Below are 24,431 nucleotides of genomic sequence, written 5' to 3' on the forward strand. Positions count from 1 at the left end.
ACTGCATGAGACCATGCTCGAGGTACTCCACGAGGCCCGTAGGCGCGGGATGACGCACAGCAGGCACTCCCTGCAGGACTGCCAGCTCCTGCTGGCGATCCACGCGCCCGCGGGTGAGATGATCGGCGCCCCGTGCGCGGGGTGCCGCGAGCCGTGGCCCTGCAAGACGGTGCTGGGCATCCTCGGCGGCCTCGAGCCGGCTGCCGTGCCGTCGGCCCCATCTGCCGGCCGCCGCTGATCCAGCCGTCGTCCAAGTCCTCCGTCGGGCGCCAGAGTCACTAGAATTGAAATGCGCCAAGCAGACGCATAGTTCGTCGCAGGAGAGGCGGCAAGGTCATGGCTGAGGGTAGCGGCGTCGAAGAGCCCCGGCGCGGCGAGGACGGGCACGGGCCAGCGTCCGAGAAGCCGGAACTCCGCGGACGGTACGTCGAGGGCAACTTCGGCAAGTCGGGCCGGGAGACGGGCCGGCACTCAGGGGACGAGGAAGGCCAGTACGTCCAAGGCGACTATGGCACTGCCGGCCGCCAGGGCGGTCTGCCCGAACCTCTGGGAGAGAACGCCCGGGAGTCCGGACGGTATGCGCAGGGCGATCTCGGGGAGGCAGGAACGGCGTCCGGCCGGACCGCGGGCTCGGAAATAGGCCAGTACTCGGAGGGCGACTACGGCACCGATGGAAAAGTGCCGCCCCTGCGCAAAGCCCGCACCGACAAGGAATGACCTCCGAGGGCTGACGATGGCCGCCGGCGCTGGATGAACATCGCGCAAAACGTTCGCCAACTGTCCCCCAACCCCGGCCAGCCGGCGAACACGGGCTCCTACCCTTGAACGGTGCTCTCCCCCAGAACCCGCAGAACCCTCGCCTCCGCCGGCATGGCCATCGCCGTTTCCTCGGCACTGCTCGGCCCGGTCGCCCCCACCCAGGCGGACGCCACCACCCCTGCCGCCACGGCCTCGGCGCGCCTGAACCTCGGCGCCCCCGACCTACCCGAGACCCGGACCGAACAGGTCCTCGCCCCTGGCGTCACCCTGACCGCCATTCACCGCGGCGCCCAGGACAGCTCGTTGTTCTGGACGGCCGAGGTGGCCATCCCCTCTGACTCACCTGACCCGGATGCGCCGTCGTCCGCGCTGTCCTCGCAGGTTGACGCCCACAAGGTGGCCGCCAAACTCAAGGCTGCCGGAGTCGACTCCCGCGTGGAGCAGGTCATCTCGCCGCAGCTCGCCGACGCCGGCGGCCAACTCGGGTACCGGGTCCGCGCAGGCCACTTCACGGCGAAGGCCGACGGCGCGTCCCTCGTCGCGCGGATCAAGGCCGCCGGCTACGCGTCCTCCCTCGTCTACACGGGCTGGGACGGCGACTCCGGCAGCATCGGCCAGACCCGCGGGCCCTGGAACCTCGACGTCGTCACGATCGACCCGAGGCAGTACCACGGCGAGCTCGCCGCAGACTTCGGCCCCGACCTCGAGACCCCCGAGACCACCAGCCGGCTCGCCGCCGCGCAGCACGCCCTCGCAGGCGTCAACGCAGGCTTCTTTGTCTTCGACCCCGCAGCCGGAGCACCGGGCGACCCGGCAGGAGTGGGCGTCTACAACGGCAAGACCCTGCGCGAGCCGGTCGGCGACCGGCCCGGGCTCATCCTCAACGGCGAGACCAACGCCTCGAGCATCCAGCGGCTCACCTGGAGGGGCGACGTGTCCGCCGCCGCGGCCAGCATTCCCCTGACCGGCATCAACCGTGACCCGGGCCTCGTCCGCAACTGCGGCGAGAAGGGCGAACAGCCCACCGAGCTGCCCCAGCAGGACGTCACCTGCACCAACCCGAACGAGGTTGTGGCCTTCACCCCCGACTTCGGGGCCACGACGCCCTCCGGATCCGGACTCGAGGTCACCGTCGACGCCCGCGGCACCGTCACCGCCGTCGCCAGCACGCGCGGCACCACGGTCCCCGCCGGGGGCCGCACCGTCCAGGCGACGGGCACCTCCATCCCTAGGCTGCGCGCGCTCGCCCATGTGGGTCAGAAGCTGCACGTCAGCGCCGACGTCCTCGGCGAGAACGGCCGGCCCCTACACACCACGAAGGACACGAGCGTCGTCAACGGCGGCCCCATGCTCGTCAAGGACGGCCAGGAAGATGTCACCGCCCGTCAGGACGGCTTGGTCCACCAGGGCGACTCGAACAGCTTCTACTACGGGTGGGTGCACAAGAGGAACCCGCGCACCTTCGCCGGCACTGACGCACAGGGCCGGACCCTCCTGGTGACAGCCGACGGCCGCTCCACGGACTCCCTCGGCCTGAGCCTGAAGGAGGAGGCCGACGTCGCCCAGTCCCTGAGGATGGTCCAGGCGATGAACCTCGACGGCGGCGGGTCCACCACCGCGGTCGCGGGCGGCTCCGTGGTGAACACGCCGTCCGGAACGAGCGAGCGGCCGGTCGGCGATGCGCTCCTCGTCCTGCCGGGCCGCGACGGCCAGGACCGCCGCCCCTGACGGCGGCCCGATCCGGTCAGACCAGCCAGCGTTGCCACCAGCGTGGCTGCTCCGGTTCCGGCGTCGATTCCGGCTCGGGCTCCTCGCCCAAGGCCAGCGCTGCCTCCGCGATGTCGTCCGCGGTAAGCGTCATGACGGCCTCGCGGTCGAGCGCGTCGAGACTCTGTTCCTCGTCGCGGGACAGCCGCAGGGCCTGGCGGTTGAGTGCCTGCTCGAACAGCGTCCGGGCAAACCGTGCATTGCCGGAGTCCTCGCCCGCGTGGAGCCCCGTGAGGATGCGGCGCAGCATCTCGTCGGCACCCGGCCCCAGCGCGTACTCATGCTGGACCAGCATCTGGTGGAAGATCACCTGGAGTGCGTCGACCGAGTAGTCGGGGAAAGTGATCTCGCGGGCGAACCGGGAGCGCAGCCCCGGGTTCGAGAGCAGGAAGGACTCCATCAGCCGCGGATACCCGGCCACGATCACGACGAGGCGGTGGCGGTAGTCCTCCATCCGCTTGAGCAGGACCTCGATCGCCTCGGGGCCGAAGTCCATCCGGCCGTCCTCGGGTGCCAGTGCGTACGCCTCGTCAATGAACAGGACGCCATCCAGCGCACGCCGGATCACCCTGTCCGTCTTGATGGCGGTCGCGCCGACGTACTGCCCCACGAGCCCCGAACGGTCGACCTCGACCAGGTGACCCTTCTGCAGGAGCCCGACGGCGCGGTACATCTCGGCCAGGAGCCTCGCCACCGTTGTCTTCCCCGTGCCCGGGTTTCCGAGGAACACCAGATGCTGTGACGTGGCCACCTCCGGCAGGCCGTGCGCCTGGCGGCGGGCCTGGACCTGGAGCAGGGCGACCAGCGCCCGCACCTGTTCCTTCACGGTCTCCAGTCCGACGAGCGCGTCGAGCTCGGCCTGCACTTCGGACAGCGGCCGTGCCGGACCTGGCCTCGCACCGATGAGATCGCCCACCAGCTCGTCGACGCGCTCCGAACCGGGCAGCTTGAGCTGATCCGCAAGATGGCTGAGGGTTCCGCGGAGGTCGTCGAACGGATTGTGGCTGGCAGCCATGGTTTCATGGTACAGCGCACCCTTGAGCACGCCACCAAGGCACCGACGCTGACCCGTGCGCTTCCGGCGCTGAGCTTGCTTGGACTCCTCTCGGACCCTCCGTCTGGAAGGCCGGGTCGGCCCGCCCCCGTGGCCGCCGTCTCGCCCTTCGCTCGGGGCCGACGAGAGGCCGTTGGACCACCTGGGCCCGAACCGCCTGCACACGGGCGGCCGGACAGCGCGGTGCGCAGGAGTTCGGCCCGGGAAGGATTCGGACCCCGCGGTGTCAGGGCAGTTGCGAGAGGACTGCGGTGATGAGGGCTCCGGTCTGCCGTGTCGAAGTGGGCGGACGAGGCCGGCTGCCTCCCGGCTCAACCTGGTGGGCGTGCGGGGAGTCTGGGCCGGAATGCCAGTGCTCCCCGCAGCTGCATCCCTCCCGCCGGTGCGGCAAGGCAGAACATGCAGATGAGCCCGAAAGGTCCGGCGGGGCGGCCCGGTGTGGTGGCGGGTCAGGCGGCCATCTTGCGGCGCATGCGGTCCAGGAGGCGGCGCAGCAGGCGCGAGACCTGCATCTGGGACACCCCCAGCTCCGCGGCGATCTCCGACTGGCTCATCTCCTCCACGAACCGCAGCCGCACCAGCCGCCGCTCCTGCTCGCTCGCCCCCTCCAGCGCGCACGCGACCATCTGCCGCAGCTCCACCTGCTCGAACCCCGCATCGACCACCGGCACCAGGTGCGCCGTCCGCTCCCCCTCCGCATCCGAGGACGCATCCAGCGGCTCGATCGCCGCCGCCGTCATCGCCGACTCCACCGACCGCGCCTCCGCGACCTGCTCGGCCGTGGCGCCGGTCGCCTCGGCCAGCTCCGCCAGCGACGGCTCCCGGCCCAGCTCCTGCACCAGACGCCCCCGGGCCTCCTTCACCCCCAGCCGCAGCTCCTGCAGCGACCGCGGCGGGCGCACCACCCACGACTGGTCCCGCAGGTACCGCTTGATCGTCCCCGAGATCGTCGGCACCGCGAACTGCACGAACCCGTGCCCGGCACCCTCCCGGTACCGCTGCGCCGCCATAACCAGCCCCAGCCGCGCCACCTGCCGGATGTCCTCGAAATCATGCCCCGGCACCCGATGCCGACGCGCCAAAGCATCCGCCAGCCCCAGATGCTCCACCACCAGAGCCCCCGCCCTGGCATCCACAGCGGCACCCGCAGCAGAACCGGCAGCGCCGGCGGCAGCACCGCCGTCGGCCTCCACACCAGGCTCCCCGGCCCGGCCCCCGGCCACGACCGCCAACCGGCTCTCCCGCTCCATCACAGCTGACTCGCCCACAGCGACCTACCCTCCCTGCACCGCCAGGCGGTGCCCGGTGTTGATGCCGGCTACCTCGAAGTCTTCAACGAGACAGACCTGTCTGTTCCGTCATGAGGAGTATGCACCGAGACAGACCTGTCTGTCCAGCGGTAGCCCGGGAGCGGATCCTCAAAGGACCCCGAAGCAACGCAGCGCGGCATGCTCGGCGGAGCCTGAGGCCGGTTAGGGGCGTTGGATCTGCTGGCGGTCGGGCCGGAAGCCGTGCTCGACGCCCCAGAGGATCGCGTTGGCCCGGTTCGTGACGCCGATGCGGCCGTAGCAGCTGCGGATGTAGGTCTTGATCGAGTTCATCGAGAGCCGGGTCCGCTCGGCGATCTGGGCGTTGTCCAAACCTTGGGTGATCAGGGCGAGGACCTCTGCCTCGCGCTGGGTCAGGCCTTCCTCTCGGCCAGGCCAGTCTCCCCCGACAACGGTCGCGGTGCCGCTGCTCTCGGCGGTCTTCTTCGGCTGCCCGCCGCGGTGGACTGCTTCCAGTGCCTCGACGAGCTCACTGGCGGTGAGGCTCTTGGAGACGTAGGCGCTGGCGCCGTTGGCCAGAGCCGCTGCCACCAGGTCGGCATCGGTGTTCCAGGAGTAGACGACCACCCTGCCGGCACGGGGGTCGGCGGCCAGCTGGTGGACGCCCTTGCGGTCGCCCTGGGCGTTGGCGAAAGTGTCGTAGAGGGTAATGTCCACGGTTTCGCCCACGCCGCGGTCGAGGTCGAGCTCGACTATCTCCACCCGATCCCCATAGGAGCGCAGCATCGCGGCGACGCCTCGGACCACCACCTCGTAGTCATCAACCAGCGCCACCCGCATGGGCTATATCCTCCCCTCCCTGGGGAGCCCGGGATACACCCCCAGAGGTGAATACTGCCCCATGCGCCTCCGCCTATCGTTGACACAGCAGCAGGCCCTGGCAGTTGCCCCCCCCCGGTCCGCGACGGTGGTCCGGCCCGCACCGCCGAGGACGAGCCCCCGGCCGGGGTCCCCTCCACCGGGCCCCGGCCCGGCCCAGAAGCTGCAGGCCGCATCACGACAGGGCAAGAGGTTCAGGAGGAACGATGGACCACCAGCCAGCCGCCACAGCCCAGCGTGAGAGCGTACCCCCGAAGCTGCCCGAGGACACCGGTACCCGGACCCGCCGCGGGCAGTCCGCCGACGGCCCGGACGCCCCTGATTCCGGGCGGTCGGTCATCCGGCAAGGGCGCAGGCCCTGCTCACCCGCGTACACCGTGCCGACCGCCACGGGCGAACCCACCCGGCGCTATCTGCAGGGTCAAGCCTGGACGATCCGCCCGCTCCGTTCCGTGCAGGAGCTGAGGGCCACGCTCACCGCGCTCCGCCCCCGCCTCACACAGGAGCTGGGCCGCGAGCCCACCATCGCCGAACTTGCCGCCGCTGCGCAGAGGCCGTCGTGAACTTCGGCCGCTAGGCGGTGAGCGAGGACTTCAGCAATGGTCCCACCACGGTCGGGGTGCCCTACCCATACTTGGGACCGCGGCCTTTGCCGCTATTGCCGCCTCGGCGTGGCTGGGCAACGGCTGAACCGGCCCCCGGACTTCGACGGTCGGTGATCACCGGCTCCCTGGGCCACCGCCTCCGCCAGGGTGGTGCCTGTCTCGCCGGTGAAAGCGCGCAGGCACGGCCTTGGCCGGGGACCAGGGGTCCGAGCCTGGCAGGATCCAGCCGCGCCAGCGGGCCAGCAGGCACAGCCCGGCCCCCACGGCGAGGGCTGCCAGCGAGCCTGCCGTCCGGTGGCCGGTGAAGAACAGGATGGTCAGGGTGCCGCTGGCGGCGGCGGCGCAGGTGGCGTAGAGGGTGTTACCACCTAGGACCGTGGGCACGCGGCGGAGCACCACGTCGCGGGTGGCGCCGCCGCCGACGGCGGTGAGCGTGCCCAGGAGGACAGCGGGAAGCCAGCCCAGCCCGGAACTGAGGGTCTTCTCGGCCCCGCTTGCGGCCCAGCAGCCCAGGGCGAGGGCGTCGACCACGGGCCACACCCTGTCCCAGAGCCGCCCCTCGACGCGGATGATGTAAGCCAGCGCCGCCCCCGCGAAGGCTGTGTACATGTAGGTGTAGTCCGTCAGTGCGGCTGGCGCCCCGTGTTGGAGCAGGGTGTCGCGGATCATCCCGCCGCCGAGGCCCGAGAGCACGGAAAGGACGATGAAGCCCACCGGATCGAGCTTCTCCTGGCGGGCGATGAGGCCGCCCAGGAGGGCGTTGAAGAGGACCCCGGTCAGGTCCAGCACCCGGAACAGGTCCGAGACAGGGAAACCGCTCACTGTACCTCGCCTCTCCCAACCACCACTGGAACCGGGCGCCGGTCTCACTACCGGGCTCACAGTAGCCCCCTGCACCCGGCCGCGGAACAGTTCCGCTCGCTTACCGGCGTCCAGCCAGGCCCGTGAGGCTGGACACGTTCTCCCCCACGGGGACGGTCACGGGGGTAGGGTTGCGTCGCCCATCAGCTCTCCGGAAGGAACTGCGCGCCAAGTGGCAGCCGATTACGACGAACTTCGCTCCGATGTGAAGGAATCCCAGCATGAGTCGCTGGAGGCCGTGAAGTCGGCCAACAAGCCCGATCCGCGGTCGGTGGTGCTCGAGCTCGACGGGGACGACTCCGCCGAGACGGCCCTGGCCGGTGGCGAGATCATCAACGACGAGCTCACGGTCCAGGTCATCCCGCAGGGCGCCGACGAGTTCGTGTGCCAGTCCTGCTTCCTGGTCCACCACCGGTCCCAGAGGGTGGTCCGTGGCGGGGTCGAGTACTGCAGCGACTGCGAGGGCTGACCCACGGGTTCTGCTGTGCCTCCGGTTTCCGGCTCCGGCCGTTCGGGCAATGACCTCTCCATGTTTTCAACGGAACCGGCCCTGCCGCTGCACGGGACGATGCTCGGGATGCTGCTCGAGGCGCGCCGCCGAGGCCTCGCGCACACCGAGTACTCGCTGCCCGTGTGCGAGCTTCTCCTGCAGATCCATGCCCCGGCCGGCGGGGCCTTAGGCGAGCCCTGCGCGGCCTGCCGGGAGCCTTGGCCGTGCAAGACAGTGCTGGACATCCTCGGCGGCCTGGTGCCATCTCACCAGCCAACGCGAGCACACTCGTGCCCGTGACCGGGAAAAGCTGAAGCGGTCGCCCCGCCCGGCTGGGGGACGGCCGAGACGGGGTGCCGCGTGCAGGCTTCCCATCCCATCAGGCGGCAGGCCGGCTGGCTTCACGGGACGGCCGGGCGTAGGCCTGCTCCAGAGGACTCCGACCCTCGCTTTTCATCGGCCGGCCGGGGAAGAGGAGAGAGATGCTTTCCCCGGGCCTGGCCGCGGAGCGGCACCTGCTCCCGCGCTTTGCCCCCTGGGCTCACGCGATGCCGCTCTCCAAGGGATTACCCGGCCCCGGTCCGCTCACCCTAGACGCGGCGCTAGTCGGACCAGTCCCGGCCGAGGACGCCTTGGAGGGCCAGGGCGCCCGGGGCGCGGAGCCTCCCGCGCCGGTCCGCTGCCCGCTACCCGGCCAGCCACGCGCCTAGCCGCGACTATCCGCCTGGATTATCGACGGTGGCCGTTCTGCCGGCTCGACGGCGCCACCTGGCCAGAGGGCTGATTCGGGGGTTGGGTGCACGGGAAGCGCCCGGACGGCCAATGGCCTCCCTATGGACCGGGCGCCGGCCGGGTGCCTCCCGCACGTGCACGCACTCGATCGGGTCTGCAGGGATCGGGAACCGTCGGGCGCTCCCCCTTGTCTACCAGAGCGGCCCGGACCGTGGACAGGGTCAACCTGGCATGTCGCGCAGCCGCCCGGGGCGTGTCCGCCCACCTGGTCCCGAGGAACACCGAGCAGGCGACCGCCCCCAACCCGCTGCAGCCCAACCCATACTCCTCGGACCCTCAGCGTCCCACCCCTTACTCGTCCGAGCAGCACACCACCCCGCACTCCCCTCAGCCAGACCAGCCACCGCAGTACCCGGACGCCGGGGTGGTGCCCCGGTCCGGTCTGCGTCCAGCCCCGCGAAGTGCCCTGACCCTGCGCTGCTCGCATCTCGCTGGTCGCATCTCGCTGGACCACGCTGCCGTGACCTTTTCCTCTGAACGGCAACTCTGGGCCGAGACAACCATGGAATCGGAGGTGGAGAATGTGAAGCCCATGGCGGACGGTGGCGGGACAGCCTCATGGTGGCGGCGCAGCCCCCGGGTCCAGAGGATCCTCCTCGTCGCCCCGATACCCGCAGTCGCCGTTTACGTCATCGGCGATGTGGTGTCGACCGTCGGCTACAACGGATACAGCTTCCGGGATCAATGGATCAGTGAGCTTACCGCTTTCGGCTCACCTGTCCGGCCGCTAATGGTGACCGTCATCCTGATCCACGGAGTGCTGCTCCTGGCGTTCTCCTTCGGTCTCCTCCAGGTGGCGCGACGCAGAAGCGCCCTGTGGTGGATCGGAGCGATCGGGGTCGCGGGGTTCGTTGTCGTCGGCATACCCACTCACACCTTTTGGGCGATGAACTCGCGTGGGATGCAGCCGGGGTTCAACGACGCCATGCACGCCACCTTGTCGCTCGTTTTCAGTGCGAGCATTATGGCCACGATGATCCTTTCCGCAGTCGCGTACCGGGGATGGTTCCGCCTGTACGCGCTGGCGTCCCTCGCTGCGGTGGCCTTCTTCGGGGCCGCTTCCGGCATCGCGATCCGCGGCATCGACCAGGACAACACCCCGTGGGCTGGTGGTTTCGAACGGATAGATGCCTACACCTACTTCGCCTGGCTAGTGGTCCTTGCCGTGATGGTGGACCGCCGCGAACTCGGCGGCGTACGTCTCACTCGCAGGGTGGGACGGCGCCCGTGGCGAGGTGCACCAGCCTGAGCCCAGGCAGGGTCTGCGAAGGGAGGTGCTACGACCCGTGGGGGCAAGAGTGCGCCCCTCTGCCCGTGCCTTCATCACGAGGCACGCGGCGGTGATCTTTTACACCGTGATCTTCGGCCTGGCGTTCGGCCCGGCCATCGTCCTCGCCGGCCCCGGCGCCTTCTCGGACCCAACCGGTTTGTCGGGCACGGGAAATGCGGTGGCCACAGCCGCGGACCTCGGCCCTGTCATGCTCGCGGCCGCCGTCGCGGCCCCTCTCGTCTACGCCCTGATCGCCGTCGCGGTGATTGCCCTCTCCTCCGGGAGGGCCGGCCTGCGCGACCTGTGGTCGAGGCTGTTCCGCTGGCGGGTGGGCCTGCCCTGGTACGCCTTCGCCCTGCTCGCTGCACCACTCCTGTGGGCGGGAGTCCAAGGCGCGCTTTCGCTCACCTCCGACGTCTACGTCCCCGGCATCGTCACCGCCGATGACAAGGCAGGCCTCCTGGTGACGGCACTGGTGGCTGGGCTGGTCGCCGGCTTCTTCGAAGAGATCGCCTGGACGGGCTTCGCCACCGACGATCTGCTCAGGCGGCACGGAGTGGTGGCAGCCGGCATCTCCCTGGGGCTGCTGTGGTCAGTGCTGCACCTGCCGCTGTACGCAGGAGCGACCTACGGCGGCGTTCCGCGGGAGCTTGCGGTGCCGGTGAATCTCTTCGCCTGGCCGCTGCCCTACCGGGTGCTTGTGGTGTGGGCCTACAGCCGCACGAGGAGCGTACTGATTGCGGTGCTCATGCACGTCCCGATGACCGCGCTGGGTTTCGTCCTGGGTTCGGCGGCCATGGCTGGTGTCCCTGACGTGATCTTCAACCTCATCTTTGGGGCGGCGCTGTGGGTGGTCGTGGCAGCTGTGACAGTAGCCGGTCGCAGACACAGCGCTCCCACTGGGCATCCAGCCTACGGGTAAGAGCCCCTGCGGAGAGCGGGTGGCAGTGCAGGGACGGATCCGGTCAGGGCATACGAACCGGCGCCGCATCCACGCCGTCTGGGCCCGCACCGAGGCCGAGCTCGAGACGTCCCAAGGGATCGCAGCCGGGATCCGCGCCCACTTTCCGGGCGCCCTCGCCGAAGCACGCGCGCCCTAGCTCTGAAGGGCGGCCCCCATGACCACCGCTGCCCGCACCGGCACCCGCGAGCCCGGCGACGAACTCCACGAAGCCCTTCAGGCCAACGTCCGAGATCGGCGTCCTCGCCCTCGGCTCGGTCGGAGACCCGAAGCTAGCCCTGGAAGGAAGGAAGGGAGTCTCCCGCGCCGCGGAGGGGCCCCGTTCGCTGGGCCCCTCCGTCCGGCGTCGCGGGTTACCAGCCCGCCGAGCCCCGTGAATGGGAGAGGAACTCGACAGGCACCTTGCCCGCCAGCCGTGGAAGCCAAACCGTCCGGCCCGCCGCGCGTCTCCACCAGGGCTCGGGCCCGCACCTAGGATCGGGGCCGTGAGCACGACCCCGTACCGCCGATCGACCCTGCACGGCCTCGACGGCGCCTGGGTCGCCGGCCGCATCGAAGAGTCCCCGATCCTCCTCGACGTCACTGACGGCATGCCCAAGTTCGAACGCCCGCGCCCCGCCCCGCCGACCAGTTCGCCGTTCTCATCTTCGACTCGGCCGATGGCACCCGCTTCATCATCGAAGTCCAGACCGGCACCACCGACCAGGACCAGCTCGCCCACGCCCCTCGACTGGCGGGAGACCGAGCGCACCCGCCTCCCCGTGGACCACCCGGTCGTCCTCGCCGCCGAGCACATCCGGTCCTGATCGGAGAACGAGACGCCTTCAACGGCCCGGAGCCGTGGACCCGCGCGCGGGAGCGGGTGCAGGACGTCCGGGTCGCGGACTGCGACCGTCTCCTCCCGTTCACCCTGCCAGCCTCGCCGCCGATGTGATCCTCGAGCCGCTCCCCGCTCCGGCGAACCCATCGGCCCCGGCCGCTGACTCTCCTTGCTGAGGCGCGAGCTGAGACGAGACACCTGGGTGTCGGGGATTTTGACTCTGGGATAGCAGCCTCGGACGGATGACGCTGAAACGTGAGCACAGCGACTTGTAGGAGCTCACCATGAAGAAACTCACTGCCCGCAAACTTGTCTGGCCGGTCTACCTCGTTGCGGCACTTCTGCTGCTCGGCATGGGCAACGGCACCGCCTACGGGATCGTCGTGCCCCTGGCGGCGCTGGTGCTCGCAATCGCCCTGCGCTGCTACAGGCCTAACCCGAACTCACAGGTGGACCGGCTCGACCTTGCCGTCATCGCCGGCCTCTACCTCGCGGTCGTCGGGCTCTTCTCGCTCGCGTTCAGGGTCTTCACCCAAGCCAACACCGCCGGGCTGTTCCTCACGTTCGCCGCCGGCCTCCTCCTCGGGGTGGTCGGTCCGATCGTCTACACCGTCTGGATCCGCGGCAGGGCGCTGGCCGACTTGGGCCTCGCCCGTGCCAACCTGGGCCGTTCGCTCGTGTTCGGAGTGGTTCTGGCCGGGGTCCAGTTCTTCCTCACGCTGTGGGGGTACCACCTGCCTCGCCCCGTCGACTGGGTCCCGCTGGTGGCCTTGGCCCTCACCGTCGGGTTCTTCGAGGCAGTATTCTTCCGGGGGTTCGTGCAGAACCGCCTGCACGAGAGCTTCGGTCCAGTGGCCGGCGTCGGCGGATCGGCCGTGCTCTATGCGCTCTACCACGTGGGCTATGGGATGGGCACGTCAGAGATGCTCTTCCTCTTCGGGCTCGGTGTTGTCTACTCGGTCGCGTTCGCCACCGTGCGCAACATCATGGTGCTCTGGCCGCTGCTGGTGCCCCTCGGTTCGTTCTACAGCAACCTCGCGGGAGGAGACATTCAGATGCCGTGGGAATCCATTCTCGGCTTCGTCGACGTGCTCGCCCTCATGATGGCTTCCATCTGGCTGGCAGCGCGGCGCCAACGCCGCAACCTGTCTGCGATGCGAGGTGGACTCGGGACCCCGGGCCCGGCCCTGCCCTGAAGCCCCTGCCTCAACAGACGCTGCTGTTCACCTCGTGACGAACTGCCGACATCCAGCGCGCATATGATGCCCGAGTGAACACCGGAACCCCCGAGCAGTCGCCCCTGGACAACTCCTTCGCCCTCGCCGGCGCCTGGCTGGCCGCCCGCATCGAGGACGACCCGTCCCTGCTCGGCCTCGGCGACGGCGTCCCCGCATTCGAGCGGACCGTCGTGCACGAACGCCCCGACCAGTTCGCCGTCGTCCTCTTCCACCAGGCCGACGGCGTCCGCCACGTCGTGGAGGTCCAGCTCGGCACTGCGGACACAACCCAGATCGCACGCGCCATCGCCCACCTCGAGGAGGAGCGGGCCCGGCTGCCGCTCATCCCCCACCGAGCCGCGGTCGCGGCCGAGCGCATCCCCGACAGCGTCCTCGCCGCCGCTGCCCATGCCGGGCAGCCGGTCGATGTGATCGCCCTTCGGGTGGAGCCGTCCGGTGAGCTCGCCACCGTCCACGGCCACCTCCTCCACACCCGCACCGAGCCCGATGCCCCGGACGGGGCGCCCGAACCGGCACACTGAGCGGCGGAGGGCAGGCCTGCCCGTCGATCCGGCGGAGACCGGCGTCCGCTCAACCGGGGTGCGGCCGGGCGGTAGCCCACCGCGCACGAGACCAGCCCGAGCCGACCGACCGGGGAGGCGCGCAACCTTGAACGGGCGAGCGTCGCCGAGCTCTCGCCGAACTGGCAGAGGTGGAGGAGGCCATCAGGTATCCCGCGTTGGCGGGGTCCCCCGCGGCAGCTGCCCGGTCCCGGCGAGAGGACCCGATCGTGGAGGCGCTGGGTCGGCGCTACGGGCCAACCTCCGGAGGCCGCGCCACGCCTGGGCCTTCCTGGGCTCTCGGTGCGTTCCGAGCCCTCACGCGTTGTGGGAGTCTTCGCCTTTGGGCTCCGCGACTGGCCGCTTCGTGGGCTGGTTCCGGACGTGCACCAATAATCCTCGCCATCCCTGTACGTGTGCAGATCTGAGCTTCACCCTTAAAGCCGAGTGGGAGGAGGGATCGCATGAGTGATGGGAAGGCCTACAGGATCGTCGTAGGGGTGGACGGCTCCCCTGGTTCCGTCCTGGCCCTGGAATGGGCGCTCGAAGAGGCCAAACTCCGGGGAGGCACAATCCGGGTCATCACAGCCTGGCACTACCCCGCTCTGGGGGAAGCAGCCGATACCGCCTCGGACTACGAGACGTTGAAGCAGGCCGCTGCGCGTGCCCAGACCAAGCTACTCGCAGGAGCGCAGGCGAAGGGCGCGCCGAGCAGCGGGGAAGTCATAGAAGGGGCTCCCGTCCAAGTCCTGCTCGAGGCGGCAGGCGACGCCGACCTGCTCGTCGTAGGCTCACGCGGCCACGGCGGGTTCCGCGGACTCCTGCTGGGCTCAGTCTCATCCCAGCTCGTCCACCACGCCCCGTGCCCAGTCACCATCGTCCGCCACCCGAAGGCCTAGGTCGATCCCGTCCTGGGTCACAGGTGTAGATTGCCACGCATTCTGGTCTTTGGGACCGACTTGCGGACCTCGTCGATCCGCCGCTTCCATCGCTCGTCAATGGCTCGGTCCTGCCCTCGAAGATGGTCCATTTCTACGCTGAGCGCGACCCTGAGATCGACACCGGAAGAGGGCGAGCGACAGACGGTCCGGTTCCGTGTCGCGGCGGGTGGGGCGACGAAGTACGTTCTTAGCAGCGAGTGGGAGCCGGCTGTTCGGTCCACCGGCGAACGGCACCGTCATTCATCACCCGTCGCCCAAGCTCCTCGCAGGCTGCAGCTTCACTCGGGAGCACCGCTTCAGTGTTCCCGCGCCGCGTTCGCTGTAGTACACGTGCCACCCGGTGGCCTCTCGGGTGAGGCAATGCGACTCGTTGGCGTCTCTGCCAATGCTGTTGGCAGACGAAGGGTCTTCCTCGGCCCCTTCCGGCCCTTCAAGATCAGCGGCCAGCCTCCTACAGTAAGGCCACCGGAATCACACCGCGTCCGGCGCCCGGGCGCCGCTCCCCGGCCGATGAAGGGATGGATGAGATGGCAGAGGCGCCGCAGAGCCCGGTCAAGGACAAGAACTACGACCTCGCATGGGTACCGGAGGCATCGCTGAAGAATGTCTGGCAGCTGAAGGCGTACATTCAGGACGCCGCACGGGACGGCGACGGAGAGCTCGCGGAATGGTCCCGCAAGATCCAGACGAACAACCGCAAGGCCGGCGAGCAGGGCAAGCGGACGCTCGCCGAACGCCTGCGCCGCGAAGGAGCACAGGCCCGCGCCTGGCTGCAAGAAGAAGGGAAAGTGTCATGATCGTCCTCGGCATCATCCTCCTCATCCTCGGCTACGTCCTGGGCCTGGGCATCCTCACGACCATCGGGTGGATCGTCATCGCCGTGGGGATCATCCTCCTCGTCCTCGGCGCTCTCGACCGCCCTATCGTGGGGGGCAGGCGCTGGTGGTACTAGGGGAGGACCCGGCCGAGGGAGTGGGAGCGCCATACTCTCAGGCCGCCGACCCAGGGGACGACTGTGCTGAATGTAGCCGTGTTCCTGTCAGGAAAGGGGTTCGCGGGCGACGATGGCGAGTACTCGCACGGCGGCACGGCCATGTCCACCACCGGTCCCAGAAGGTGGTCCGCGGCCGGGTCGAGGACTGCCGCGACTGCGGGGGCTGACGCATGGGTTCTGCTGTGCCCCCGTTTCCGGCTCCGGCCGACCGGGCAACGACCTCTCTATGGTTTCAACGGAACCAGGCCTGCCGCAGCACGAGACGATGCTCGGGATGCTGCTCGAGGCGCGCCGGCGCGGTCTGGACCACACCGACTACTCGCTGTCAGCCGGCGAGCTCCTGCTGCAGATCGATGCCCCGGACCGCGACGTTCTCGGGGGGCTGTGCGCCAGCTGCCACGACGCCTGGCCGTGCAAGACCGCGACGGGCATCTTTGGCGGCCTCGTGCCACTCCCCTAGGTGAAGCCCGTCCCCGTGGGGCTTCAGCCGGCGGAGGGTTCGTTGTTGGCCTTGGCCATGTAGATGGCTGCCTGGGCGGCCGGTGTGGCAGTGCAATCCCGCTCCTCCGGGCTCGGGGTCGTAGCCTCGAGATCGTGTCCGCCCAACCCGGGCACCTCACCGGCTTCGACTGCTCCTGCCCCTCAGAGAAAGGCGGATAACGACGGGCAGGCCTCCCCTGATCGCCGCCGGCCCGGACCGCGCCGATGGGTTCCTCCCGCCGCTCTAACCGGTGATCGCGGCCCGTCCGTTTTCGAGCGGGAAGGGGCGGGTATCCGGGTGGTGAGCGGCCCGTGCGGGGCAGTGCAGAGAGGCAGCGGCTGATGCTCACAGTCGGGGTCGCGTCGGCCAAGGGCCTCAGCGTCTTCTCCTCCACCCACTGGCTGGGCATCCCGATAGCGCTGCTCGGCGCGGTCCTCCTCGCCCTCGGAACGATCTGCCAGAGCAAAGGAGTCGAGTCCGACGGCGAGCAGGAGACCAGCTTCCGCGGGCTCGTGCGCCGCCCAACATGGCTCGTCGGCACGGGGCTGATCGGCGGCGCCATCGTCCTGCAGCTGACCGCCCTGAGGTTCTCCCCGCTCATGGTCGTCCAGCCGATCGGCGCCGCGGCCCTGGTCGTGACCGCCGTGGCAAACGGAGTGCGATCCCGCCGGATGCCCGGCAAGAGGGAGAGCCTTTCGATCATCCTGTGCATCGCGGGCATCGGCTCCTATGTAGCGGTGGCAGCGCTCTCCGCCGAGGACATCCAGGTCGACCAGCAGCACATGCTCGAGGTGCTGCTCCTCATGGGCTGCACCATCCTCGCGGCGTCCGTCGTCTGGGTGGTGACCCGCCACCATCCGAGTGCAGCCGCCGCCACGGTGGCAGCGGGCGTCCTCTACGGCTTCGTCGCAACCCTCGCAAAGGCCGTTATCGGGCGCATTGTCCAAGGCGACCTCGAATGGCTCGTGCTCGCGGGCCTGGCGGGGCTGGGCATCGCCTTGGCCCTCGGAGCGAGCCTGGTACAGAAGGCGCACGCGGGCGGCAGCAACGAACTGGTTGTGGCCGGGTTGACCGTAATCGACCCCTTGGTCGCGGTGACGCTCGCCATCACGGTCCTCGGAGAGGCAGCCAACGCACCTTCACTGGCCTTCATCGGCTTCCTGGGCGCAGGAGCCGCAGCGGTAGCCGGGGTATGGATCATGTCCGTGCACGAGCCGGAAACCTCAAAGGACCTCGAGTGAATCGGGCCAGCGTGTTTGGCATGGGGCCACGACCTACGCATGGGGTATTGCATGGAGTCGGACGGGATGGGCTCGACGGGGCCCCGCGGCGAAGGCCGAGTGGGACACCGCCGACGAGGTGGCTGCCTTTCTTGGGGACCGCGGCCGCTGGCCCAGCCCCACCTCAGGGGACACCGCCAAGCGCGAGATGGGCCTGTGGCTGCGCCGCCAGCGCCTCGACATGGCCCGAGGGACCATCGAGCCGTTCCGGGCCGTGTACCTGGAATCCGCCTGCGCGGCTGGCGCCCCGACCAACGAGGACGCGCACGCCGAGTCGCAGGCGATCTTCGGATCCGGACGCGGGTTCGACGCCCCCAAACCCGGCGCCCTGCTCGAGCGGTTCATCCTCGCCGCCACCGACCTTGGCGGCCGCGTCCTGGACCCGTTCGCAGGGTCCGGGACGACCCTCGCCGTCGCCGAGCGCACCGGCCAGGCCTGGACCGGGATCGAGCTGAGCGTGCGGGTGTGGTCGAGAGGCGCGGTCGGCATGTGGCCATGGTGGAGCGGGCACCGCCACTGCGGCCAGCTCGCTCATGTCGAGGATGCAGGGGATGGACGCGGCGGAGGGGTCCTCATCGAGAACCCCTCCCTTGACTGCTGACTGATGCCCGGGCGTTGCCCGGCCCTCAGACCCTCTCCTTAGCCCCTTCGGCGGAGTGGGTGCGGGGCGCAGGCGTCCTGCGCCACTTGGGGAAGGCAAAGAACGTGAAGTCCCGTGCCTTGACCGGCTTCTCCGGCGTTTCCGCAGGGGTTTCCGCTTCAGGCCGGCGCCCAGTTTCTTTCCTGGCATCCCACCCGAAATCCTTGTTCGATGCGTAGCACATCACAACCTCCTCTTGGTGACTGCCCTTCAATCGTCCTCCTACTGATTGCGGGAGTCGATAGCCCTGTAGGCGACGTGCTCCCGGCGCGCGCCTGGTCCGCACCCACGTCCCAACCCTTGTCACGAAGACAGCTCCCGGAGGTTGAGCCTCGGCGAGGCGCGGTGGCGTCGCCGGAGCACCTCCATCACGAATGGCGGTGCCTGAACCACGAGATCCTCGGCTTGCCGACCTGACCTTCGCCAGTCCTGACGGAAGAACCGGCCGGCCACGTGGGCTCCGTTCTCATCTCTGTGGGCGCGCTGCTCGACGAGAGTCCCTCTCACGTGCACGAGTGCCGATTCGAGGTCGATGTCTTCCCATCGGAGGGCGAGCGCTTCACCGATGTGAACTCCGAGTCCAAGCATGATGTCCAAGGCATCGCCCACGTACTCGGAACGCGGAGCGCCCACGTTCTTGCCCCCCGGTTCTGCCAGGCCCGGGGCGCGTTGCGAACCGCCTCGAGTTCGCGGTCGGTGAGTGACCGGGGCTTGCCCTTGTATTGCTCAGGTGCGTCGCAGGCGAGGGCAGGATTTTCCTTGATGGGGGCCGCCCTGCTCGGCATACTCGAGAGCTTGACGCAGAACCGTGAGCATGTGCCGGGCGTCGCTGTACCGGGTCCCGTCCGCGACTATCTCGTTCAGCGCACCTTCGATGTCCCGTGCCGTCAGATCCTCGATCGGGCGTTTCCCCCAGAGCAGGGACGATTGCGCGGCGGACGACCTCGGAGTAACCGGCCCGGGTCTGCGGTGAGATTTCCGCGGCGGATGTCAGCGTCGCGGCTGGGCCGGGACCGGAGCCAATCCCTGACCGCCCACTCCACGGTCATTGCGGGCCACATCCACGAATCCGCCGGGTAGCTTCTCGACATGAGCTAGGAGATCTGCACGCGCTTGACCCTCAGTAGGGCGTTCGATGTGGGGCGTGTGCTGCACGCCGTCTCGGTCGACCTAGAGGACCTGTGCGCGGTACAGGCCCTTCGAGTTCTTCTTTGGGATCAGCTCGGGGCCGAGCCCTGCGCAGCGGAGTGAAGAGCCTCTTCACAGAAAGGCCGAGATAACCAGCGGCCTCAGCGCGGGTCAAGAGGAGTTCGGCCATGTCCTCCCGGTTAAGGGCAGCGGTCTGATCAGCAGTCGTCATGCGCCGCATGTGTGCGGACAACAGCGCCGCCCTCGACAGTGTCTGCTCCGGACCTCGCTCGTTCTGGTCCCCCCGCCGGGGGCCTCCGAAACTTCGGGAACGGTCGGAGTAAACATGGGAGTTTTCGTGGGAGCGGGTCGAACGCCACATGGGAAACCCCTCTCCAATCTGCGTTTCCGCAGGTCAGGGAGGGGTCTGTGGAGCCCCCTGCCGGATTCGAACCGGCGACCCTCTGTTTACAAGACAGCGTGTCCCGCGGGTTCCTGCTCGCTCCCGTGTGCGCCGAATTGCCAGCCATTTCGCGCCATTTGTATGACCCTACGATACCCACGATTACCCGTGAGTCCATCGGCAATCCGTGTCGTTTCCGTGTCGTCCGGCTAATGGGCCCTTCCAGGGGAAGTCCGCGAGCCATCGGCGGGCCGTGACGCCGCCGGGCAGACTTTCAGCCGACGATGATCCTAAGGCCGATCGATGATGTAAAGATCCCCGGTACGCGCCCGGGCGTGAATGGGCCACATAGGTGAGGCGGGTCTCGTGGCCCAGCAGCGTTCTTGACAGCCAACGACTGCGCAGGCGAAGGCCGCACGAAGCGTCCGTCCAGAGCGGCGAGACGTGCCAGCCTTTCCCCCCGGAGGGCACCGCGGTTCATTGCAGCCACCTGGTTCCGGATCCAGGTTCCAATGCGCCTACCCATGTAGACAGTCGAATGGGTCAGCCGTGAGTCGGGGTTCTCGCGGAGGTAGTCCGCGCATGCCCGGTAGTTCTCTTCCCACGCGCGGTCGATCTGGTTCTCGAATACCCCGTGGTGGATCTCCTGCATCCGCCCTGCCCGATCCCTGGGAAGAAGGCCTTTCCGGAAGTTCTTCTGCTGGTCGTTCTGCCACTGCCCCGTTCGCGTCCCGAGATGCACGGTCTTCTGAGGCATGAGCCGACCAGGGTTCTCCCGGTGCCAGTCAGCCCACGCCCTGAAAGCCCACTCCCATGCCTGGCCGTGACGGCGGTGTCCGCGTGCACTCGGCTCCTGCCTTGTCCTCATCCTCAATCTCCCGTCTAAATGCCGTTGCGGGTTAAATGAGTGCGGCACACTGAAAAACTCTCACCGGTCGGTGGGCACTCGTGGCTACGCCATCAGGAGCGCTGCCGGACTCCTCGCGATGTTGGACTCTCCCGCGCTGCTGACTTCTCCCGGGACAGGTCGGCTTCACCGGTCTGCTGGATCCCGGGCCGGCTCCCCTGCTCCCGCCCTGCACTCGTCGCCTATCCGATAGCCTCTGATCGTCACAGCCGACAGGGGCAGCGAGACAGGAGGACTTCCTCACGTGTTCCGGGCAGCCGTCATGGGCGATTTCCACGGCCAGACCCACCACTTCCGGGCCGCAGTCAGAACAGTGCGACGTGCGGGGATTTCCCTGCTGCTGGGAGTCGGCGACGTCGGCTTCGACCTCCCCACGGGCCAGCGCGGCCGGACTGAGAAGAAGATGCGCCTCCTTCTCGAACAGAATGAGGTGAATTTCATCTGGGCCGCGGGCAATCACGACAACCATGACACTCTCGGAAGACTTCCACTCAGCGCTGACGGCACCCGTCGAGTCTCGAACCGGAACTCGAATCTGCCGAATGGAACGGTCCTGGAGATCGAGGGCGTGCGAATCGGGGCTCTGGGCGGCGCATACAGTGTCGACCAGCGCTGGCGCACCCTCGGTCGGGACTGGTGGCCGCAGGAGGAACCGACCGGTGAAGAGGCGGAGCGGCTTGTGGCCGAAAGCTCACGAGGGCCTCGTCTGGACATCATGCTCACCCATGACGTGCCGATGGGCGTCGCAGGCCTGAAAGGTCTCCCAGGGCTCTCGAAGAGCGCAGTCGAACGGGCCAATGAGACTCGAATCCTCCTCCGGCAGACCGTCGAACGAATCCGGCCCAGGGTCCTGTTCGCCGGTCACTGGCACCAGCGGCTTCGCTCCGAGCTCCGATGGGACGACGGCGCCATCACGATGGTCGAAGTACTCGCAGCCGAACAGTCTTGGGCGGGAAACCTCGTAGAGGTAACCGTCGACTCTGACGGAAAAGTGCAGGTCAGCCCGTTAATAATCGAAGTCTCGTTCCCGGGATGAGGGCTCTTGGACAGTCGGCAGAGATCATCAGCAGAGGCGGCGGCGTAGCCTTGATTCCATGCCAACAATCAAGGTGGCTTTCACCGAGGAGGAACTCTCGGCCATCCGCAGCGAGGCCGACCGAGCGGCCATCTCGCCAGAGATCTTCGTCCACCGTTCCGCATTGGCCGCCGCGGCAGGCGGCCCGTTCGGCGTCGCGTCGGCTGCGGCCGAGGTCGCCGAACGCTCAGCTCAGCTGAACGTCAGGCTCGCCCCTAGCGGCACCGGCGCTGAGTCCGCCGTCCCGGATGCCGAGAAGGCGCGAAACCGGGAGTCCAGCTAGGACCGCCGGGTGCAGATTGCGGCGGCGACGGCCCCCGTTGTCTTGGACCGGCGCCTCCGTCTGAGCACTTTCCCCGGATCATCGAGCTCGCGAATGAGAAGCTCCAGTAACCAGAGCGGGACGATCGAAGACGCCGCGGGCTTGGGATGTCGGTCCTGCTCCTCACAATAGGGCCAAACCTCGCGCAGAGACGTAGGAGGCGGCCATACTGACCCGCATCACCGACACCGACTTCGGCGTCTACCGCTTGCACACGGCCGCGGGTACTACCTACCGGCTCGACATCCGCCCCCACGACAGCACTCTCACCCGCCTCCCCGTCTCGGACTCGCCTAACGAGGACTACGACCAAGCCGTCTTGCGCAAGGATGGGCAGGCCCTGCCCCTGCTAGGGATCGTCCGCGCCGCAGTGGGGGCCTCGGCGGAATTCTGGATCGACGTCCGCCGCGACGGCATTCCGACCTTTCGCACGACCACCCCCGTGCTCAGCCTCAATCGCGAAGAAGACCCGTCGTGAGCATGGCCCTTCATCGTTGACGGGGCCGAGGTGTCGAGCTCGTCGAGCAGGAGCAGGCCCTCCGCGGCGGCGTTGAGGTGTTGAGGTTCTGCACCCGCTGGAAGGACGAGTAGCGGATCGCGCCTTCGTCCTCGATCATGACGCTGAGGAAGTCGGTCGCCTCGCGGTTCGAGCCGATCACCCTCTCGACGTGGCGGCCCCAGCCCTCCGTCGAGTTCTCGATCGTGGCCGTCTTGCCCTGGCCGGGCTCGCCGATCACGCCGGTGGGGACGTTGGCCTGGATGCGGGCGGCGAGTGCGCGCTCGCCAGCGCGCCGGGGAAGGTGCCGTACACATGGAGGACGAGGCCGACCACCATGGGAGGCCATGACGAGAGCGGGACACCATGAGCGAGCCCGGCCCGGAGGGCCGCCCAGCCGGCAGCGGCGAAGGCAGACATACCGCGTGGGGTCGCAGGGGGGCCGGTGGCAGGCGGAAGGACGAGCTGATCGTCAGGCGCGCCGAGAATGGGGAGACCGTCGCGTACACCCGCGCCGAAAGCAGCGGACCGTACGCAACGGTCACCTCGGCGCCCCCTGCGTTCCTGACCGTTCTGGCAACCATCGGTGCAACTCGGCCTTCGTGGAGTCGTCTTCCGCCCGGGCGTTGCTGGCGATCTTGCCGACAGCGCTTGCCGCCGCCATGAATTCGGGCCCGTCGTCTTCGCCCGATCCTCCTTGCTCGGACCGAATGAGAGAGCGGGACCCCACCCATCGCTGAGCGGGGCCCCTGGATGAATCAGACGGCGCTGGCCAGCGGCCCGGCGGCACTGATGCGCCGGTAGCGCATCCGCGGTCCGGCGGTCGGCGGCATCTTGTCTCCGGCGCGGACATAGCGGTAGTAAGGCACAGCCCTGCCGTTCGGGGTGATCATGACATAGAAACCGGTCTCAGGGCAGATCCGGCCGGGGCAGATGAGAGGCTCCAAGATGGGCCTCCTCCTTTCATGAGAGCGTCGACGACGCGCCCCGACGTTTGCGGTGCGCGACCGGCCCCGACTATGCTCTCGAAGTATTCCAACAGCCCATTGGACTCCTAGCGCCCAGTCTTTGTCGCCCTAGCGTCGACACTGACTGGGCGTTCCGCGTTCTGGGCGTCGCCCTCCTGCGTTCCGGTGCTTAGATGCTACATGTAGTGCACCCTGCTGCCGAGGACCCCAAGATGTTGTCTTACAGGTATGTCATTCCTCATCCTGTGAGTCCACAGCCGATCCACCTTTAATGCACCGCCGGATGCCCGTATTGCCGCCCTTCAGGGCCCTGGGTCTACAGGCTGCGGATGCCCGGTTCCCACACCCGCGCCGAGGGGGCGTGTCACCCGTCTCACGGCGTGTTACGGCGTGTCGTAGGCTTGGCGAGCCGTCGCTAGTGTAACTTTCTGGAACTCGCGGAACTCTTGGGTGCCAGTAGTCGGTGCGACCATGCGGGCAGGAGGAGACTCAATCAGACCTCGACGGTGGCGCCGGCGCCCCTCGCGGCCGCCGAGGCACTCGCAGGTCTGGGCGGCAGTGTCCCAGCCGGTCAAGACCTAGCCGGACTGGATGTAAGTTACCTTCCGCGAGGACAGGGGACTGGTCCCGTGATGGACGACCCGGGCTCGAAGTGCTCATCGGCGACGTCGTTGTCGCGGCGCTCATCGCAATCGTCCTTCTGGCGCTCACGCTGCTGAGGCGGCGGCGCGCACGCCAGTCAGCAATGGCCTCAGCCCCGATCGGGCAGGGGCTTTACCTTGGCGTACTGGGACCGTGCCCGGCCTCGGGCGACGGGTTTCTCCGGCTGGGACGACTGCTCGGCCCCGCGCCCTTTCAGGTAGCGGTACAGGGTGGACCTCGACCAGCCGACGAGCTCTGCGACTCTAGTTGCCGTCTTGCCCTCGGCGAGCAGTTGGCGCGCGAGCTTGAGCTTGTCCTCGACGGTCTCCTGGTTCACGGGCTTCTGGCCGAACCTGACCCCGCGGGACTTGGCGGCCATAATTCCGGCTCGAACACGTTCGTTGATGAGCTCGCGCTCATACTCGGCTAGCGTGGCGAACAGGCCCAACTGGAGCCGGCCTGCCGGGGTTGACGGGTCGATGCCGTCCATCAGGGACCGCAGCCCGATGCCGCGCTTCTGCATCTCAGCGACGGTGTTGAGCACGTCGATCAGGGATCGGCCGAGCCGGTCGATTCGGTACACCAGCACGGTGTCGTCCCGCCGGGCGTAGGCCAACAGTGCGGTGAGCCCTGGTCGCTCCGTCGCTGCCTTCGCGCCCGAGAGCCTGTCGAAGTAGATGTGCTCTTCGGGGACGCCAGCTTCGCGGAGCGCATCAAACTGCGCCTGCCCCTTCTGGTCCGTAGTCGAAACCCGCACATACCCGAGGAGGAGTCCCATGGTGCAGATGCTAGGCAAGGGGTCCGACAGGATTGCCCCACCGCGCCTCGAGGAGTCGCGAGACCGGCTGAGT

28 protein-coding genes are annotated in these 24,431 nt (G+C 68.5%); 19 read left to right on the plus strand and 9 right to left on the minus strand.

Going from position 1 to position 24,431, the window contains the following annotated elements; genetic code table 11:
* Nucleotides 1–49 precede the first annotated feature (49 nt).
* The 3 genes from J2W20_RS16220 (at nucleotide 50) to J2W20_RS16230 (ending at nucleotide 2,487) form a co-directional block, all read left to right on the plus strand.
* Complete coding sequence (locus J2W20_RS16220) at nucleotides 50–238, plus strand: hypothetical protein (RefSeq protein ID WP_307007876.1); 189 nt, start codon at nucleotides 50–52, stop codon at nucleotides 236–238.
* A 98-nt stretch (nucleotides 239–336) separates the two neighbouring features.
* Nucleotides 337–717, plus strand: a complete 381-nt coding sequence (locus J2W20_RS16225; RefSeq protein WP_307007877.1) for a hypothetical protein — start codon at nucleotides 337–339, stop codon at nucleotides 715–717.
* A 111-nt stretch (nucleotides 718–828) separates the two neighbouring features.
* Nucleotides 829–2,487, plus strand: coding sequence for a phosphodiester glycosidase family protein (locus J2W20_RS16230; RefSeq protein ID WP_307007878.1), 1,659 nt, complete (start codon nucleotides 829–831; stop codon nucleotides 2,485–2,487).
* Between the two features lie 16 nt (nucleotides 2,488–2,503).
* On the opposite strand, the gene J2W20_RS16235 is transcribed toward J2W20_RS16230, so the two are convergent.
* The 3 genes from J2W20_RS16235 to J2W20_RS16245 form a co-directional block, all read right to left on the minus strand.
* Entirely contained in the window at nucleotides 2,504–3,541 is a 1,038-nt protein-coding gene (locus J2W20_RS16235) for an AAA family ATPase (protein WP_307007879.1), read from the minus strand.
* 488 nt (nucleotides 3,542–4,029) lie between these two features.
* Nucleotides 4,030–4,773 (minus strand): sigma-70 family RNA polymerase sigma factor, encoded by a 744-nt coding sequence (locus tag J2W20_RS16240; RefSeq protein WP_307007880.1) that lies wholly within the window; start codon nucleotides 4,771–4,773, stop codon nucleotides 4,030–4,032.
* Nucleotides 4,774–5,052: 279 nt separating this feature from the next.
* Nucleotides 5,053–5,688: a response regulator transcription factor gene (locus J2W20_RS16245; RefSeq protein ID WP_373458032.1), complete on the minus strand. Its 636-nt coding sequence runs from the start codon at nucleotides 5,686–5,688 to the stop codon at nucleotides 5,053–5,055.
* A 245-nt stretch (nucleotides 5,689–5,933) separates the two neighbouring features.
* Between J2W20_RS16245 and J2W20_RS16250 the strand changes: the two genes are divergently transcribed.
* Nucleotides 5,934–6,290 carry a hypothetical protein gene (locus J2W20_RS16250; RefSeq protein WP_307007882.1) on the plus strand — a complete coding sequence of 119 codons (357 nt, stop codon included), beginning with the start codon at nucleotides 5,934–5,936 and terminating at the stop codon, nucleotides 6,288–6,290.
* A 156-nt stretch (nucleotides 6,291–6,446) separates the two neighbouring features.
* Here the strand turns inward: J2W20_RS16250 and J2W20_RS16255 are convergent, their stop codons facing one another.
* A complete protein-coding gene (locus tag J2W20_RS16255; RefSeq protein ID WP_307007884.1) occupies nucleotides 6,447–7,154 on the minus strand; it encodes a trimeric intracellular cation channel family protein in 708 nt (235 codons plus the stop codon).
* Between the two features lie 211 nt (nucleotides 7,155–7,365).
* On the opposite strand from J2W20_RS16255, the gene J2W20_RS16260 reads away from it, so the two are divergent.
* From J2W20_RS16260 to J2W20_RS16315, 12 genes are all read left to right on the plus strand, one after another.
* The gene (locus J2W20_RS16260; RefSeq protein WP_307007885.1) at nucleotides 7,366–7,662 is read left to right on the plus strand and encodes a DUF4193 family protein; all 297 of its coding nucleotides are present in this window, start codon (nucleotides 7,366–7,368) and stop codon (nucleotides 7,660–7,662) included.
* A 1,315-nt stretch (nucleotides 7,663–8,977) separates the two neighbouring features.
* A complete protein-coding gene (locus J2W20_RS16265) occupies nucleotides 8,978–9,724 on the plus strand; it encodes a DUF998 domain-containing protein (protein ID WP_307007887.1) in 747 nt (248 codons plus the stop codon).
* A 91-nt stretch (nucleotides 9,725–9,815) separates the two neighbouring features.
* The gene (locus tag J2W20_RS16270; protein ID WP_307007889.1) at nucleotides 9,816–10,667 is read left to right on the plus strand and encodes a CPBP family intramembrane glutamic endopeptidase; all 852 of its coding nucleotides are present in this window, start codon (nucleotides 9,816–9,818) and stop codon (nucleotides 10,665–10,667) included.
* Nucleotides 10,668–11,191: 524 nt separating this feature from the next.
* Complete coding sequence (locus tag J2W20_RS16275; protein WP_307007890.1) at nucleotides 11,192–11,512, plus strand: hypothetical protein; 321 nt, start codon at nucleotides 11,192–11,194, stop codon at nucleotides 11,510–11,512.
* A 298-nt stretch (nucleotides 11,513–11,810) separates the two neighbouring features.
* The gene (locus J2W20_RS16280; RefSeq protein WP_307007891.1) at nucleotides 11,811–12,722 is read left to right on the plus strand and encodes a CPBP family intramembrane glutamic endopeptidase; all 912 of its coding nucleotides are present in this window, start codon (nucleotides 11,811–11,813) and stop codon (nucleotides 12,720–12,722) included.
* A gap of 74 nt (nucleotides 12,723–12,796) precedes the next feature.
* Nucleotides 12,797–13,285, plus strand: coding sequence for a hypothetical protein (locus tag J2W20_RS16285; protein ID WP_307007892.1), 489 nt, complete (start codon nucleotides 12,797–12,799; stop codon nucleotides 13,283–13,285).
* A 482-nt stretch (nucleotides 13,286–13,767) separates the two neighbouring features.
* Nucleotides 13,768–14,202 (plus strand): universal stress protein, encoded by a 435-nt coding sequence (locus tag J2W20_RS16290; protein WP_307007893.1) that lies wholly within the window; start codon nucleotides 13,768–13,770, stop codon nucleotides 14,200–14,202.
* 560 nt (nucleotides 14,203–14,762) lie between these two features.
* Nucleotides 14,763–15,041: a hypothetical protein gene (locus J2W20_RS16295; protein WP_307007894.1), complete on the plus strand. Its 279-nt coding sequence runs from the start codon at nucleotides 14,763–14,765 to the stop codon at nucleotides 15,039–15,041.
* Nucleotides 15,038–15,196, plus strand: coding sequence for a hypothetical protein (locus J2W20_RS16300; protein WP_307007895.1), 159 nt, complete (start codon nucleotides 15,038–15,040; stop codon nucleotides 15,194–15,196). Before J2W20_RS16295 ends, J2W20_RS16300 begins: the two co-directional genes overlap by 4 nt.
* Nucleotides 15,197–15,464: 268 nt before the next feature.
* Nucleotides 15,465–15,698: a hypothetical protein gene (locus J2W20_RS16305; protein WP_307007896.1), complete on the plus strand. Its 234-nt coding sequence runs from the start codon at nucleotides 15,465–15,467 to the stop codon at nucleotides 15,696–15,698.
* A gap of 362 nt (nucleotides 15,699–16,060) precedes the next feature.
* Entirely contained in the window at nucleotides 16,061–16,960 is a 900-nt protein-coding gene (locus J2W20_RS16310) for a multidrug DMT transporter permease (protein ID WP_307007898.1), read from the plus strand.
* Nucleotides 16,961–17,078: 118 nt separating this feature from the next.
* On the plus strand, nucleotides 17,079–17,600 hold the full coding sequence (locus J2W20_RS16315) for a DNA methyltransferase (RefSeq protein WP_307007899.1): 522 nt from the start codon (nucleotides 17,079–17,081) through the stop codon (nucleotides 17,598–17,600).
* A 342-nt stretch (nucleotides 17,601–17,942) separates the two neighbouring features.
* Here the strand turns inward: J2W20_RS16315 and J2W20_RS16320 are convergent, their stop codons facing one another.
* Both J2W20_RS16320 and J2W20_RS19225 read right to left on the minus strand, forming a co-directional pair.
* The gene (locus J2W20_RS16320; RefSeq protein ID WP_307007900.1) at nucleotides 17,943–18,236 is read right to left on the minus strand and encodes a hypothetical protein; all 294 of its coding nucleotides are present in this window, start codon (nucleotides 18,234–18,236) and stop codon (nucleotides 17,943–17,945) included.
* A 1,208-nt stretch (nucleotides 18,237–19,444) separates the two neighbouring features.
* A complete protein-coding gene (locus tag J2W20_RS19225) occupies nucleotides 19,445–20,038 on the minus strand; it encodes a helicase associated domain-containing protein (protein WP_373458034.1) in 594 nt (197 codons plus the stop codon).
* 283 nt (nucleotides 20,039–20,321) lie between these two features.
* Here J2W20_RS19225 and J2W20_RS16325 point away from each other — a divergent pair, with 283 nt between their 5' ends.
* The 3 genes from J2W20_RS16325 (at nucleotide 20,322) to J2W20_RS16335 (ending at nucleotide 21,952) form a co-directional block, all read left to right on the plus strand.
* On the plus strand, nucleotides 20,322–21,113 hold the full coding sequence (locus J2W20_RS16325) for a metallophosphoesterase family protein (RefSeq protein ID WP_307007901.1): 792 nt from the start codon (nucleotides 20,322–20,324) through the stop codon (nucleotides 21,111–21,113).
* Between the two features lie 58 nt (nucleotides 21,114–21,171).
* On the plus strand, nucleotides 21,172–21,435 hold the full coding sequence (locus J2W20_RS16330) for a hypothetical protein (RefSeq protein WP_307007902.1): 264 nt from the start codon (nucleotides 21,172–21,174) through the stop codon (nucleotides 21,433–21,435).
* A 358-nt stretch (nucleotides 21,436–21,793) separates the two neighbouring features.
* Nucleotides 21,794–21,952: a hypothetical protein gene (locus J2W20_RS16335; protein WP_307007903.1), complete on the plus strand. Its 159-nt coding sequence runs from the start codon at nucleotides 21,794–21,796 to the stop codon at nucleotides 21,950–21,952.
* 10 nt (nucleotides 21,953–21,962) lie between these two features.
* Here the strand turns inward: J2W20_RS16335 and J2W20_RS16340 are convergent, their stop codons facing one another.
* The 3 genes from J2W20_RS16340 to J2W20_RS16350 form a co-directional block, all read right to left on the minus strand.
* Nucleotides 21,963–22,211, minus strand: a complete 249-nt coding sequence (locus J2W20_RS16340; RefSeq protein WP_307007904.1) for a hypothetical protein — start codon at nucleotides 22,209–22,211, stop codon at nucleotides 21,963–21,965.
* A 517-nt stretch (nucleotides 22,212–22,728) separates the two neighbouring features.
* On the minus strand, nucleotides 22,729–22,917 hold the full coding sequence (locus J2W20_RS16345; protein ID WP_307007905.1) for a hypothetical protein: 189 nt from the start codon (nucleotides 22,915–22,917) through the stop codon (nucleotides 22,729–22,731).
* Between the two features lie 772 nt (nucleotides 22,918–23,689).
* Complete coding sequence (locus J2W20_RS16350) at nucleotides 23,690–24,358, minus strand: recombinase family protein (protein ID WP_307007906.1); 669 nt, start codon at nucleotides 24,356–24,358, stop codon at nucleotides 23,690–23,692.
* Nucleotides 24,359–24,431: the final 73 nt, after the last annotated feature.

Source organism: Sinomonas atrocyanea, assembly GCF_030812675.1.
In the GTDB taxonomy this organism is placed as follows: Bacteria; Actinomycetota; Actinomycetes; order Actinomycetales; family Micrococcaceae; genus Sinomonas; species Sinomonas atrocyanea_B.